This is a genomic window from Streptomyces sp. XM4193 (genome assembly GCF_023072595.1).
GTDB lineage: Bacteria > Actinomycetota > Actinomycetes > Streptomycetales > Streptomycetaceae > Streptomyces.
This window is the reverse complement of record NZ_JALLGK010000001.1, coordinates 122,328-134,898: the sequence shown is the minus strand read 5'-3', so window position 1 is coordinate 134,898 and position 12,571 is coordinate 122,328. Positions and strand designations below refer to the sequence as shown.

General features: G+C 73.2%; 14 protein-coding genes. 6 read left to right on the top strand and 8 right to left on the bottom strand.

Features of this window, described 5'->3' with window-relative positions; all coding sequences use genetic code 11:
* Positions 1 to 79: 79 nt before the first annotated feature.
* A complete protein-coding gene (locus MTQ01_RS00565) occupies positions 80 to 727 on the bottom strand; it encodes an FMN-dependent NADH-azoreductase (RefSeq protein WP_247486308.1) in 648 nt (215 codons plus the stop codon).
* Positions 728 to 832: 105 nt separating this feature from the next.
* On the opposite strand from MTQ01_RS00565, the gene MTQ01_RS00560 reads away from it, so the two are divergent.
* The 3 genes from MTQ01_RS00560 to MTQ01_RS00550 all read left to right on the top strand — a co-directional run bounded on the left by MTQ01_RS00560 (position 833) and on the right by MTQ01_RS00550 (position 2,777).
* Positions 833 to 1,234, top strand: a complete 402-nt coding sequence (locus MTQ01_RS00560) for a helix-turn-helix domain-containing protein (RefSeq protein WP_247486307.1) — start codon at positions 833 to 835, stop codon at positions 1,232 to 1,234.
* A gap of 201 nt (positions 1,235 to 1,435) precedes the next feature.
* Positions 1,436 to 2,434: a hypothetical protein gene (locus MTQ01_RS00555; RefSeq protein ID WP_308294336.1), complete on the top strand. Its 999-nt coding sequence runs from the start codon at positions 1,436 to 1,438 to the stop codon at positions 2,432 to 2,434.
* 1 nt (position 2,435) lies between these two features.
* Positions 2,436 to 2,777, top strand: coding sequence for a rhodanese-like domain-containing protein (locus tag MTQ01_RS00550; protein ID WP_247486306.1), 342 nt, complete (start codon positions 2,436 to 2,438; stop codon positions 2,775 to 2,777).
* Positions 2,778 to 2,968: 191 nt separating this feature from the next.
* Here MTQ01_RS00550 and MTQ01_RS00545 read toward each other — a convergent pair whose 3' ends face one another.
* The 5 genes from MTQ01_RS00545 to paaA form a co-directional block, all read right to left on the bottom strand.
* Complete coding sequence (locus tag MTQ01_RS00545) at positions 2,969 to 4,030, bottom strand: 2Fe-2S iron-sulfur cluster-binding protein (RefSeq protein WP_247487611.1); 1,062 nt, start codon at positions 4,028 to 4,030, stop codon at positions 2,969 to 2,971.
* Positions 4,030 to 4,515 carry a 1,2-phenylacetyl-CoA epoxidase subunit PaaD gene (gene paaD / locus MTQ01_RS00540; protein ID WP_247487610.1) on the bottom strand — a complete coding sequence of 162 codons (486 nt, stop codon included), beginning with the start codon at positions 4,513 to 4,515 and terminating at the stop codon, positions 4,030 to 4,032. Before paaD ends, MTQ01_RS00545 begins: the two co-directional genes overlap by 1 nt.
* A gap of 95 nt (positions 4,516 to 4,610) precedes the next feature.
* The gene (paaC, locus tag MTQ01_RS00535) at positions 4,611 to 5,363 is read right to left on the bottom strand and encodes a 1,2-phenylacetyl-CoA epoxidase subunit PaaC (RefSeq protein WP_247486305.1); all 753 of its coding nucleotides are present in this window, start codon (positions 5,361 to 5,363) and stop codon (positions 4,611 to 4,613) included.
* Positions 5,360 to 5,674: a 1,2-phenylacetyl-CoA epoxidase subunit PaaB gene (gene paaB / locus MTQ01_RS00530; RefSeq protein WP_211042507.1), complete on the bottom strand. Its 315-nt coding sequence runs from the start codon at positions 5,672 to 5,674 to the stop codon at positions 5,360 to 5,362. Before paaB ends, paaC begins: the two co-directional genes overlap by 4 nt.
* The gene (gene paaA, locus MTQ01_RS00525; protein WP_247486304.1) at positions 5,671 to 6,795 is read right to left on the bottom strand and encodes a 1,2-phenylacetyl-CoA epoxidase subunit PaaA; all 1,125 of its coding nucleotides are present in this window, start codon (positions 6,793 to 6,795) and stop codon (positions 5,671 to 5,673) included. The genes paaB and paaA overlap by 4 nt, the downstream gene beginning before the upstream one ends.
* 127 nt (positions 6,796 to 6,922) lie before the next feature.
* On the opposite strand from paaA, the gene MTQ01_RS00520 reads away from it, so the two are divergent.
* On the top strand, positions 6,923 to 7,948 hold the full coding sequence (locus MTQ01_RS00520) for a DUF5819 family protein (protein WP_247486303.1): 1,026 nt from the start codon (positions 6,923 to 6,925) through the stop codon (positions 7,946 to 7,948).
* Positions 7,945 to 9,483: an HTTM domain-containing protein gene (locus tag MTQ01_RS00515; RefSeq protein ID WP_247486302.1), complete on the top strand. Its 1,539-nt coding sequence runs from the start codon at positions 7,945 to 7,947 to the stop codon at positions 9,481 to 9,483. Before MTQ01_RS00520 ends, MTQ01_RS00515 begins: the two co-directional genes overlap by 4 nt.
* 219 nt (positions 9,484 to 9,702) lie before the next feature.
* On the opposite strand, the gene MTQ01_RS00510 is transcribed toward MTQ01_RS00515, so the two are convergent.
* Together MTQ01_RS00510 and MTQ01_RS00505 are read right to left on the bottom strand one after the other, a co-directional pair.
* Positions 9,703 to 10,182 (bottom strand): NUDIX domain-containing protein, encoded by a 480-nt coding sequence (locus MTQ01_RS00510; protein WP_247486301.1) that lies wholly within the window; start codon positions 10,180 to 10,182, stop codon positions 9,703 to 9,705.
* Between the two features lie 339 nt (positions 10,183 to 10,521).
* On the bottom strand, positions 10,522 to 11,298 hold the full coding sequence (locus MTQ01_RS00505) for a M15 family metallopeptidase (protein ID WP_247486300.1): 777 nt from the start codon (positions 11,296 to 11,298) through the stop codon (positions 10,522 to 10,524).
* Positions 11,299 to 11,501: 203 nt separating this feature from the next.
* On the opposite strand from MTQ01_RS00505, the gene MTQ01_RS00500 reads away from it, so the two are divergent.
* Positions 11,502 to 12,263, top strand: a complete 762-nt coding sequence (locus MTQ01_RS00500; protein ID WP_247487608.1) for an RNA methyltransferase — start codon at positions 11,502 to 11,504, stop codon at positions 12,261 to 12,263.
* Positions 12,264 to 12,571: the final 308 nt, after the last annotated feature.

Below are 12,571 nucleotides of genomic sequence, written 5' to 3'. Positions count from 1 at the left end.
CCGCTTCCCCGGAGGGAGGCGGCCCCACTGCGCTGTGGTGCCTCGACGACGGCCCGGCGGCTCCGTGCCGTCCGGCAGGTCAGCTGAGCTTCGCCGCGAGGGCCTTCGCCTTGGAGCTGGCCTCCTCGCGGGCCCGCTCGCGGGACTGCTCGAAGAGCGGGATGAGCTCGGCCATCGCCGGCACGGTCGGCGCCAGGGTCAGCTCGGGCACGATGAAGTCGACCTCCATGCCCAGGCTGGTGCCGAAGATGTGCTGGAGGTAGGGCGTCAGGAAGTCGTTGCCGGCCTGCGGGGTGCCCTCGGCGTACGAGCCGCCGCGGCTGGTGACGACCGTGACGGGCTTGCCGGCCAGGGTGCCGTTCTCGGTGCCGGAGGTGCGGCCCATCGCGATGATCCGGTCGATCCACGCCTTCAGCGAGGAGGGCACGTTGAAGTTGTACAGCGGGGCGCCGACCAGCACCGCGTCCGCCGACTCGATCTCCGTCAGCAGCTCCTCGGTCAGCGCGTAGGCCTCGCGCTGCTCCGCGGTGCGCTCCTCGGCCGGGCTGAAGCCGGCGTAGTAGGCGGCGGCGTCCACGTGCGGGACGGGCTGGGCGGCCAGATCGCGGTAGATCACCTTGCCCTCCGGGTGCTGGCTCTGCCAGGTCTCGCGGAAGAGCGCGGTGACGGCGCGCGAGGCGGAGTTGTCGCCGTTGAGGGAGGAGTCGATGTGCAGCAGGGTGGCCATGAGGGGTGGCTCCTTCGTAAGGGAATGACGTTTCCGATGTCTCTATTGGTAACACAGCTACTTACTTTTTGAAAGTCGCTTGTGTGGTTCCAGTACCCTGGGGGCATGGCCAAGCAGAGAGAGCCCTCCGCCGAGGGCGTGCGCGACGCGGGGCAGCCCGGTGGCTGCTCGGCGCCCGAGATCGCGGTGAGCCATGTCTTCGCCGTGCTGGGCAAGCGGTGGAGCGGGATGGTGCTGGCCGCGTTGATGACAGGTCCGGGCCACTTCACCGAGCTTCGGAGAGCGGTGCCCGGTATCAGCGAGCGGATGCTCTCCGACCGGCTGGCCGAGCTGGCCGGCCTCGGTCTGGTCCGGCGCAGCGTGGAGGAGGGCCCGCCGTTGCGGGTCTCCTACCGACTCACCGAGGCCGGGATGGCGCTGAAGCCCGCGATGGTCGCGCTGACCAGCTGGGCCGAGGAGCACCTCCCCGGCGCCGAGGGCAAGTGCCCGGACGCGTTCCGGGAGTAGCGGGCCGGACCGGTTCGCGCTGCCCGGCCGGTGAGCCGGTCGGTTCGCGCTGTCGGCTGTCGGCTGTCGGCTGTCGGCTGTCGTCTCGGCTGTCCGGCGCTCGCGGTGGGGGCGTCGCGGTGGGGGCGGTCGCGAGGTCCGCGAGGAGCGCTGTCGCGGGGAGCCCGGCGGCCGGTTCCGCCGGTTGCGTAGGGTGGCCCGGTGAGCAATGAGCGCAGCGAAGAGCCCGCCACCGACCGGTTGGCGCGGGCGGTACGCGCCGCCGAGACAGCGTTGATCGAGTACGAGATCGCGGTCGACACCTTCCGCATCGAGGTCGACAACTTCTCCCGGCTGCACCACCAGCGCCTCGGCCCGGTCTACCGGCGCATGGACGAGCTGGACGCGTTGATCGCGGAAGCCGTCGCCGCCCGTACCGGCGACCCCGCGGACCTGCTGGCCGCCCGCAACGCGCGTGCCGCGATCGCTCCGATGCCCGGCCTGGACGACCTGCTCGGCGGCTGGGTGCAGGAGGACGGCATGTCGCCGGAGGCGCTGGCGATGCTGACCGGCGAGCAGGTGGCTCCGCCGAAGCGGGTCAGGGCGAGCGAGGAGGCCCGCAGGATCTACCGCGACCTGGTCCGCCAGGCGCACCCCGACCTGAGCGCGGACCCCGAGGAGCGGTCCCGCCGCGAGGAGTTCATCGTCCGGGTCAACCGCGCCTACGCCGACGGCGACGAGGCGCAGCTGGCGGCGCTCGCCGAGGAGTGGGCGACCGGCCCCCGCGAGGCGCCGGACCTGCTCACCCGCGCCGAGGAGCTGTACGCCCGGCTGGAGTGGCTGGCCCAGCGCAAGGACTGGTTGGCGCAGCAGGTCAGGGAGTTGGAGGAGAGCGCGATCGGCTCGATGCTCAAGCTCGCCGCCGACGACCCGGACGGACTGCTGGAGGAGATCTCCGAGGAGCTGCACGCCCAGGTGGCCCGGAAGGAGGCCCGGCTCGCCGAGCTGAACCGCGAGGCCGACGGGCACACCCCGCACGAGCGCCCCGCCGCCGACACCGTCTCCTCCGGCGACGCCGTATCCGCCGACGCCGTGTCCGCGGACACCGACTCCGCGGACGCCGTCTCCTCCGCGGGCGCCGGGCCCGGCTCCGGGACCGCGGCGCATGCCGCCGCGGGGGAGCACACCGCACACGACCACACAGACGAGAGGCGCAGCTGATATGTCGTTCGGACAGCAGGTACCGACCGTGACCGCCGGTGAAGTGCCCGCCGACGGGCTGCTGTTGGACGTCCGCGAACCGGACGAGTGGGCGGCCGGGCACGTCGAGGGCGCGTTCCACGTACCCATGGGCGAGTTCGTGGCACGGTTCGGCGAGGTCGCCGAACGGGCGGGCGACGGGCGGGTGTTCGTGATGTGCCGGGTCGGCGGACGCTCCGCCCGGGTCACGCAGTACCTGGTGCAGCAGGGCTTCGACGCGGTCAACGTCGACGGCGGAATGCTCGCCTGGGACGCCGCGAACCGGCCGATGACCAGCGACAGCGGCGACCCGTTCGTACTGTGAACGGCCCTGCGCCGTACGCGCCGTGAGCCATGCGCGGTACGCGGCGCACGAGCCGTGTGCGCCCCGGGCCCCGCGCCGTACGCGCTCGGCGTGAACGCCCCCGCGGTGAACGTCCCCCGGGGGTGCGGGAGTCGGGGCGCGCGTACGCGTCCCTGCCGCGGCCCGGCGCCGGGGGTGACGCCGGGGGCGCGTCAGGCGTCGAAGTCCACCGAGACCGCCGCGGTGGCCGGGTGGGACTGGCAGGCCAGCGCGTACCCGGACGCCAACTCCTCCTCCTCCAGCGCGTAGTTGCGCTCCATCCGCACCTCGCCGGCGGTCACGCGCACCCGGCAGGTGCCGCACACACCGCCCTTGCAGGCGTACGGGGCGTCGGCGCGGTTGCGCAGCACGGTCTCCAGCACGGTCTCGCCGTCCCGCACCGGCCAACTGCCGCTGCGGCCGTCCAGGGTCGCGGTGACGGTGGCGCCGCCCGGCGCGGTCCAGCCGCCCGGGGGCGCGGCCACGGTCTCCTCGCCGGCGTGGAACACCTCCTGGTGCACCCGCTCCCGCGCCACTCCGAGCGCCGAGAGCACGGCCTCGGTCGAGCGGATCAGTCCGAGCGGCCCGCAGAGGAACCAGCCGTCCACCTCCGGGACCGGCAGCAGCGCGGGCAGCAGTGCGGCCAGCCGCTCCTCGTCCAGCCGGCCGGACGGCAGACCGGCGTGCTGCTCCTCCCGGGAGAGCGCGTTGACCAGCTGGAACCGGTCGGGATACCGGTCCTTGAGCTCCGCCGTCTCCTCCAGGAACATCGTGGAGGCCACCGTCCGGTCGCTGCGCACCAGGCAGAAGCGCGCTCCGGGCTCCCGCTCCAGCAGCGTGGCGGCGATGGAGAGCACGGGCGTGATGCCGCTGCCGCCGACCACCGCGGCGAAGTGGCCGGGCCGCGGCTCCAGCACAAAGCGTCCGGTGGGAGGCATCGCCTCGACGGTGTCGCCCGCCGCCAGCTCCTTGAGCGCGTAGGTCGAGAACACCCCGTCCTCGACCCGCCGTACGCCGATCCGCAGCAGGGGCGCGGCCGGTGCGGCCGTGGCGGGTGCGCAGATCGAGTACGAGCGGCGCACCTCCCGGCCGTCGGTGTCGCGGTGGCGCAGATTCAGGTGCTGACCGGGGCGGTGGCGGAACGTCTCCCACAGCTCCGGCGGCACCTCGAAGGTGATCCGGACCGCGTCGTCGGTGAGCGGCTCGACCTCGGCAACCCGCAGCGGATGAAAGATCACAGCAGTTCCTTGAAGTGGTCGAACGGCTCGCGGCAGGAGGTGCAGCGCCGCAGGGCCTTGCAGGCGGTGGAGGAGAAGCGGCTGAGCAACTCGGTGTCCACGCTGCCGCAGTTCGGGCAGCGGATCGCCAGCGACAGCGGTACGGGCCCGTCGGCGGCCGGGCCGCCGGGACGCGGCGGCGCGATACCGGCCTCGGCGAGCTTGCGTCGTCCCTCTTCGGTGATGTCGTCGGTGGTCCACGCGGGGGAGAGCACCCGCACCACCCGCACGGTGCCGAAGCGTTCCGCGGACAGGGCCTCCCGGATGTCCTCGGCCATCGTCTCCACGGCGGGACAGCCGGTGTAGGTGGGGGTGAGGCGGACCTCCGTGACGCCGTCCCGGTGCCGGACGACGCCCCGCAGCACGCCCAGGTCGGCGAGGCCGAGCTGCGGCAGCTCCGGGTCCGGCACCGCCCCGGCCAGCGCCAGCGCCTCCGCCTCCAGCGCCTCCGCCTCCGGCGCGTGCGGCGCCTCCGCCGTGTGCGGGGCCGGGGCCTCGGGGGTGCGGGGGCCGTGGTGGTTCGGCCGGGCCGTCCGCGTCACCACGACGCCCCCGGGTGGCTGCGGTGCAGATGCTGCATCTCCGCCAGCATCCGCCCGAACGACTCGGTGTGCACGCCCTGTCGGCCCGCACCGGCCGACCAGGCCGAGGACTGCGGTCCCTCGGGCACGGTCAGTGCCGCCTGCTCGATCACCGCGCCGACGACGTTCCGCCAGCCGCTCGCCAGCGCCTCCCAGTCGGCAGGCACCCCTTCGACGGGCTGGAACAGCTCACCGGTGTAGCGCCACAGGCCGTCCAGCGCGCTCTGCATCCGCCGCCTGCTCTCGGCCGTGCCGTCGCCGAGCCGCAGCGTCCACTGCTCGGCGTGGTCGCGGTGGTAGGCGGTCTCCTTCACGGCCTTGGCCGCCAGCTCCGCCAACTCGCCCCGCCCGCCCGCCAGTTGGCCGTACAGCAGCTCCTGGTGGACGGAGAAGTACAACTGGCGCGCGATGGTGCGGGCGAAGTCGCCGTTGGGCTGCTCGACCAGCTGGACGTTGCGGAACTCGCGCTCCTCGCGCAGATACGCCAGCTCGTCCTCGTCGCCGGCCAGCGAGAGCAGGGTGCGGGCCTGGCCGAGCAGGTCGAGCGCGATGTTGGACAGCGCGACGTCCTCCTCCAGCACGGGCGCGTGACCGGCCCACTCCCCCAGCCGCTGGGCGAGCACCAGCGCGTCGTCGCCCAGCGCCAGCGCGGCCCGTCGCTGCGGGCCCGGTGCGGTGCCGCCTCCGGGCGGCTGCTCGTGTGCGCTCACAGGTTCCGGACCCCCTCGGGCACCTCGTAGAACGTCGGATGCCGGTAGGGCTTGTCGCCCGCCGGTTCGAAGAACGGGTCCTTCTCGTCCGGCGAGGAGGCGGTGATCTGCGCGGACGGCACCACCCACAGCGATACGCCCTCGCTGCGGCGGGTGTAGAGGTCGCGGGCGTTGCGCAGTGCGAGTGCGGCGTCCGGCGCGTGCAGACTGCCGACGTGGGTGTGCGACAGCCCGCGACGGGACCGTACGAACACCTCCCACAGCGGCCAACCGGCCTGCGGAGAGGGGGTGTTGGGCTGTTCGACCGTCATGCTGCCGGCCCGCCTTCCGTGTGCTGTTCCGGACCGGTGGATTCCGCGCCGGTGGTGACGCGCGCCTGCTGGGTGTGCGCCTGCGGGGTGTGCGCGACACCGGCTTCGGGGGCGTAGGCCGCGGCGCGGGCGGCCTGCTTCGCGGCGTAGGCGGCGGCGGCCTCGCGCACCCAGGCGCCGTTCTCGTGCGCGGTGCGGCGCTGGGTGACGCGCTGCTCGTTGCACGGGCCGTTGCCCTTGAGCACCTCCTGGAACTCGGACCAGTCGATCGTGCCGAAGTCGTGCAGCCCGCGCTCCTCGTTCCAGCGAAGGTCGGGGTCGGGGAGGGTCAGGCCCAGCGCCTCGGCCTGCGGTACGCAGATGTCGACGAACCGCTGCCGCAGCTCGTCGTTGCTGTGCCGCTTGATCTTCCAGGCCATCGACTGGGCGGAGTGCGAGGACTCCGCGTCGGGCGGGCCGAACATCATCAGCGACGGCCACCACCAGCGGTCCACCGCGTCCTGCGCCATCGCGTGCTGGGCCGGTGTACCGCGGCTGAGCGCGAGCAGCAGCTCGTACCCCTGGCGCTGGTGGAAGGACTCCTCCTTGCACACCCGCACCATCGCCCGCGCGTACGGGCCGTAGGAACAGCGGCACAGCGGCACCTGGTTGGTGATCGCGGCGCCGTCCACCAGCCAGCCGATGGCGCCGACGTCGGCCCAGGTCAGGGTGGGGTAGTTGAAGATCGAGCTGTACTTCTGGCGGCCGGTGTGGAGCTTGTCCAGCAGATCCTCGCGGTCCGCCCCGAGGGTCTCGGCCGCGCTGTAGAGGTACAGGCCGTGGCCGGCCTCGTCCTGCACCTTGGCCATCAGGATGGCCTTGCGGCGCAGGGAGGGCGCGCGGGTGATCCAGTTCGCCTCCGGCTGCATGCCGATGATCTCGGAGTGCGCGTGCTGGGCGATCTGCCGGATCAGGCCGGACCGGTACTTGTCGGGCATCCAGTCGCGGGGCTCGATGCGCTCGTCGGCCGCGATGGCCGCGTCGAAGACCGCGAGGCGGTCCGCGTCGTCGAGGGCGCGGGCGTCCCCGCCCCCGGGTCCCGACTCCCCGCCGGAACCGCGCTCCGGCAGCACTGTCGTCATGGCTGAGCTCCCTTGCCCGCGGCAATCCAACCGACCGATCGTTCGGTTCAATGGTGGGCGGCGGCGGTACAGGGTGTCAAGACGGTGGCTAACCTCTGGGGAGCAGACCGAGGAAACCGGGGACGAGATGCAGCGAGACCCAGAGCCGCCCGAGCGCCGCTCGCGGGGCGAGGGACCGGGCGAGGGGCCGGACACCGACGGGCCGACGGCCGCCGCGGCGGACGAGCGACAGCCGGCCGGGGCCGACGGGGCCGACAGGGCGGCCACGGCGGACGGGGCGGGCACGGCGGACCGGGCGGGCACGGCGGACCGGGCGGGCACGGCCGCGGGGGCGGAAGCCGAGTCGGCCGACGAGCGCCGCGGGACGGCCGCCGCGACGGGACCGCCGCAGCCCGCCGTGCCGACGGCGGAGCCGTCCGCCCCGCCGTCCGGCGAGTCGCCGTCGAACGAGCCGCCGTCCGGCGCGGCCCCGGAGCCGTCCGGCCCACCGCGTCCGCCCCGGCGTGACGCCCGCGGCAATCTGGTGCTCAGCACCTCCTCCTCCGCGGTGCTGATCGGTGTGCTCTCGCTGCTGGCCGCCGGGGTGCTGGTGCATCTGGGCATGGTCTTCCTGCACGTCGCGCCCCCCAACACCGTCTCCCGGCAGTACGAGGAGGCGATCGACGGCTACATCTATCCGGAGTTCGAGCAGAACTGGAAGCTGTTCGCGCCCAATCCGCTCCAGCACAACATCGCGGTGCACGCACGGGTGGAGACCCGGGGGCCCTCCGGCGAGCGGGAGCGCGGTGACTGGGTGGACCTCACCGCCTTCGACGCCGAGGACATCCGCGGCAACCTGCTGCCGAGCCACACCGCGCAGAACGAACTCCGGCGCGCCTGGGACTTCTTCACCGGTTCGCACGACGCCCAGAACGAGCCGACCGGGCCGCGCGGCCTGCTCTCCGAGACCTACGTCAAGCGCATCGCGATGCTCCGGCTCGCCGAGCACAAGGGCCTGGACCCGAGCACCGTGCAGCGCATCCAGCTGCGCTCGGCGACCACGCCCGTCCAGCCCCCGCCGTGGAGCGGCGAGACGGTCAAGGACGAGACCAAGTACCGCACCCTGCACTGGTTGCCGGTCACCGGCGCCGACGTACCGGAGGCCGCACGATGACCCGCCCGACCGCCGCGGTCGCGTCGAAGCCCCCCACCGTGCGTCAGCTCGGTGCGCGCTTCGACGCCGCCGTGGTGCGGTACTTCCTCACCGTGGTCTCGCACGCGCTGGGCCCCTACCAGACCGCCATCCTGCGGATCGGCGTCGCCGCCACCTGGTTCTTCTTCCTGATCAGGGAGATCCCGCACCGGTACGAGCTGTACGGGCCCGAATCGCCCTGGGCGTTCAGCCTCGCCGAGCAACTGGTCGAGCGGAACAAGGCGTTCACCGTGCTGCTGTGGTCCGACGGCGCGGTGTGGTTCGAGCTGGTCTACTTCGGGGCGATCGCGGCGAGCCTCGCGCTGCTGCTGGGCTGGCGCACGCGCACCATGTCGGTGCTCTTCATGGTCGGTGTCTTCTCGCTCCAGAACCGCAGCGTCTTCATGGGGGACGGCGGCGACAACGTCATCCATCTGATGGCGTTCTACCTGATCTTCACCCGCTGTGCGCAGGTCTGGTCGCTGGACGCCCGACGGGCCCGGCGCACCGAGGCCGCGCTGCGGGACGGCGCCGATCCGGACTCCCAACTGGACCGCACCGGTGTGGTGCTGCTCGTCCTCACCGGCTTCGCGCTCGGCATACCCACGCTGCTCGGACTGTTCACGCTGCTGTGGGGGCTCTTCTTCTGGGCGCTGTGGTTCGTCCAGCTCGGCTGGTTCCTCCTGCAGTTCCACGGCACCGGGGAGCCGCGCTCGCTCGCCACCGCGGTCGCCAACCTCGCGCACAACGCGGCGCTGGTGGTCATCATGGCCGAGGTCTGCCTGATCTACGCCACCGCCGGCTGGTACAAGGTGCAGGGCTCGCGCTGGCAGGACGGCACCGCCACCTGGTACCCGCTGCACCTGGACTACTTCGCACCGTTCCCCGCGCTGGCCGACATCCTGACGAGCAGCGGGCTGATCGTCATGGTGATCACCTACGGCACGGTGATGGTGCAGGTCGCCTTCCCCTTCACGCTCTTCAACCGCCGCATCAAGAACGTGCTGCTCGCACTGATGATCGTCGAGCATGTCTCGATCGCGGTGCTGCTCGGACTGCCGTTCTTCTCCATGGCGATGATCGCCGCCGACGCGGTCTTCCTGCCCACGGTCTTCCTCCTGTGGCTCGGTGCACGCGCGAGCGGAGTGCGGGAACGGCTGCTCGGGCGGCTGGGCAGAGGGCCGCGCGCGGAGAAGTCGGCGCCGCGCGACCCCTGGCCGATCCTGCCCTCGCCCGCCGGTCCGCCGGCCGGTGAGACCGCCGCGGTCGCGGAGCCCGCGCACGCCTCGAAGGCGGCCGTGTCCCGACCGCCGACGGAGGCCGCTGCGTCGGGCGCGGACGGCACCGGGTCGGGGGCCGGCGACGGCGCCGGGCCGAGGGCCGCGGGACCGACGGGCCCGGGCGGCGCGGGTGCGCCCTCGGTGGGCGGGACGGGTGCGCCGCCGGCGGGCGGCCCGCCGCCGAAGGGCCCGGAAGCGGAGCCCCCGGGATCGCAGGAGCCGGACGAGAGCCGCTGAGCAGCCGTACGGGCCGTAGCGGGCCGCAGTGCCGTACGGGCCGGAGCGCGGCGTACGGGCCGGAGCGGGCGGGAGCTGGGCGGCGGGGGCCCGAACGACGGGCGCTGCGGCCGGAGTTGCCGGCGGCGCCCGGGTGGCGGTGGGTGTCGACGGGGCGGCGCCCGGCGCCGGTGGTGTTCACGGGGCCGGCGCCGGGCCGCGGCACCGGCGCCCGCGCGTTCAGCTCTCCGGGGTCGTCGTGGCCTGCCCTTCGAGCACCCGGGCGATCAGGTCGCGGTGGGCAGGCTGGACGTTCTCGGGCAGCTCGTCCGGCAGGAACCAGCCGGCGTCGAGGATCTCGGTGGGGTCCAGCTGCATCGTGCCGCCCACGAAGTGCGCCTCGTAGGCGACTTCGAGCCGCAGCCTGAACCCGCTCCGCAGATAGATCAGTCCGCCGGGACGCACCTCCAGGGCGGTCTCCTCGCGCACCTCGCGCACCACCGTCTCGGAGAACTCCTCACCGCTGATCGCGTACCCCGACGGCAGGCCCCACTGCCTGTCCTGCGGCCACAGCCGGTGGCGGAGCAGCAGGAAGCGGCCCTCGTCGTCGTGGACCGCGCCGGTGACGCCGACCATGAACTTGGCGTTCGCCACCCACAGCACCCGCCACTGAATCGGCCCGCGCGTCGCGTGCCAGAGCCTTGCCAGAAGTCGCCTCACCGCTGTCCACACCTCTCCTCGCCCACCGCCCGTCCGGCACCCGGTGGTGCCCGCCCGCGCGCAGCCGTGCCGGTTCGTCGCACCAGGGCGAACTCGCCCGCCTCGGCACGGAGTCGGGAGGGCAGCGTACGTGCTCGCGGACGCGGGCGCGCCCGCCCGGGAGGTCCCGGACGGGCGCGTGGTGATGCGTGCGGTGCACGGTCCCCGCGGTGCTGCGCGGGCTCGCGGTGGTGCGTGCGGTGCTCGTGCCGTGTGCTGCGTGCTGTGTACGGCGTTCAGCATTCGGCGTTCGGCGTGAGTGGTGCGTTCACCGCGAGCTGTGCGGAGCGGGACGGGGTGTCACATGCCGCAGCTGGGGGCCGACCAGTGGCGACCGGAGCCGCCGGCGAGGTGGGTGTGGTCGTCGTGGCCCGGGAAGCCCGGGCCCAGGATCTCGGTGAAGCCGTGGTCGCGGGCGGCCAGGGCGAGTGCGCAGAAGCCCTGCGAGCCGGCGCCGAGGTCGGCCGCGTGGCCGTACATGTGACGGCTGTTGGGGGCGCCGCCGACGTTGCTGTTGCAGGTGACGCTGCGGAAGCCGCCGTTGACGGTGATCGGCTTGTCGCCCATGGCGTGCCGCATGGCCTGGAGCTTCCACATGGTGACCAGGGCGTTCGCCTTGGCCGTGGCGGCGTCGACCTTGCCGCCGGACCAGTCGGAGTTGCAGTTGTTCAGCTCGGAGAAGTCGAAGTTGGCCGGGGAGCAGTCGGCCTTCTGCAGCTCGTAGATCTTGTTGAAGGTCTGCGGGCCGGCGATGCCGTCGGCGCCGAGTCCGTAGGCGGACTGGAAGCGCTGCACGGCGGCCTTGGTGGCGGGGCCGTACTGGCCGTCGATGGCGATGTCGCCGCCGTGGCCGGGGTAGCCGGCGACGCGGATCTGCAGCTGGCGGACGGCCTCGCCGGAGGAGCCCTCGTTGAGGGTGCCGCTCCAGGTGTAGCAGGCGTTGGCCGGCTTGACGTCCGAGGACGGCTTCGCGACGGGCGCGGGCGCGGCCACGGCGGGCACGGCCGCGGGGGTGGCGAGCAGCAGTCCGGCGCCGGCGAGGGCGGAGAGCAGGAATCTGGCGGAGCGTGAACGCATTTGGGGGGCTTCCTCTTCTGTCCGTGGAGCTTGATGGGGGGACGAGCCGACCGGAGTTTCACGAGATTCGCGCCACCGCATCAGATTGTCAAGAACACGCCAATTAGGTGGAATGCTCATTGTCATTGCCATGCGAGGTGTGGCCCGTCCGAAGCCGCACCTCCGTGACGGCGCGGGCCGCTGCGTAGGGTGGCGGGGTGACGATGAGCAGCGAGGACACGGACGCGGTACGGCGCTGGCGGGCGTCCGCACCCGACTCGGTACTGCTGGACGGCTTCCACGCGGTGAAGCACGCCCTGCGATTCGGCGCGCACGTACGGCAGTTGCTGACCGCCGACCGGGAGGCGATGCTCGGTCACGCCGCCGAACTCGCACCCGACCTGCACGGCGAACTCGCCGCGCGCGCCGAAACGGTGGCCCCGGAGACGCTGCGCGGGCTCGTGCCCAGGCTGCACCCCACCTCGACCGCCGCGCTGGCCGAGCGCCGCGACCCGGAGCTCAACCGGCAGGCCCTGTACGGACGTTCGCGCACAGCTCCGATCGTCGTGCTGGAGGACCCCCGCCATCTGGGTAACGTCGGCGCCGTGGTCCGGCTCGCGGCCGGGATCGGCGCGACCGGCGTACTGACCACCGGCACCACCGACCCCTGGCACCCCAGCGCGGTGCGCGGCGGCGCCGGACTGCACTACGCGACCGCCGTCGAACGCCTCACCGGGGACGACCTGCCCGACGGCCCGCTCTGTGTGCTCGACCCCGAGGGCGTCGAGCTCCGCGACACACACCTGCCCGACGACGCACTGCTCGCCTTCGGCACCGAACGCCACGGCGTCTCCGACCAACTACGGGCCCGTGCCGACCACTTGCTCGCACTGCCGATGCGGCCGCAGGTCTCCAGCTACAACCTGGCCACCAGCGTCGCCATGACGCTCTACCACTGGACCACCGGCACCCGCACACCCCGCTGACCCGCCGCTCCCGCTGACGACGCTCGTCCCGCCGTCCCGCCGTCCCGCCGTCCCGCCGTCCCGTCTGCTCGCGTCCGGCGCGTCCGTACGTCCCCGCGTCCCGTCCCGTACGCCCCGGCGCCCCGTCGGTCGGCGCGTTCCGTGTCCGCATCGCCGGATGTGAACTCCGGCCCCCGGAAAGGGATTTCGTCCCGGCGGCGCGTCGGACCCGACGCCGTGCGCGCTGTTCCCGCCCTCGGCCTCACCCCTCGTCGCGCCGCCCTCGCCCACAGTGGCGACGCCGCCGAAACGCGCGCGACCCCGCCGTG

Bases quoted from the DNA above. Each gene is read 5' to 3' on its own strand.
- MTQ01_RS00565 (WP_247486308.1), bottom strand. From the start codon at position 727: ATGGCCACCCTGCTGCACATCGACTCCTCCCTCAACGGCGACAACTCC.
- MTQ01_RS00560 (WP_247486307.1), top strand. From the start codon at position 833: ATGGCCAAGCAGAGAGAGCCCTCCGCCGAGGGCGTGCGCGACGCGGGG.
- MTQ01_RS00550 (WP_247486306.1), top strand. From the start codon at position 2,436: ATGTCGTTCGGACAGCAGGTACCGACCGTGACCGCCGGTGAAGTGCCC.
- paaB (WP_211042507.1), bottom strand. From the start codon at position 5,674: ATGACGGTCGAACAGCCCAACACCCCCTCTCCGCAGGCCGGTTGGCCG.
- paaA (WP_247486304.1), bottom strand. From the start codon at position 6,795: ATGACGACAGTGCTGCCGGAGCGCGGTTCCGGCGGGGAGTCGGGACCC.
- MTQ01_RS00520 (WP_247486303.1), top strand. From the start codon at position 6,923: ATGCAGCGAGACCCAGAGCCGCCCGAGCGCCGCTCGCGGGGCGAGGGA.
- MTQ01_RS00515 (WP_247486302.1), top strand. From the start codon at position 7,945: ATGACCCGCCCGACCGCCGCGGTCGCGTCGAAGCCCCCCACCGTGCGT.
- MTQ01_RS00505 (WP_247486300.1), bottom strand. From the start codon at position 11,298: ATGCGTTCACGCTCCGCCAGATTCCTGCTCTCCGCCCTCGCCGGCGCC.
- MTQ01_RS00500 (WP_247487608.1), top strand. From the start codon at position 11,502: ATGAGCAGCGAGGACACGGACGCGGTACGGCGCTGGCGGGCGTCCGCA.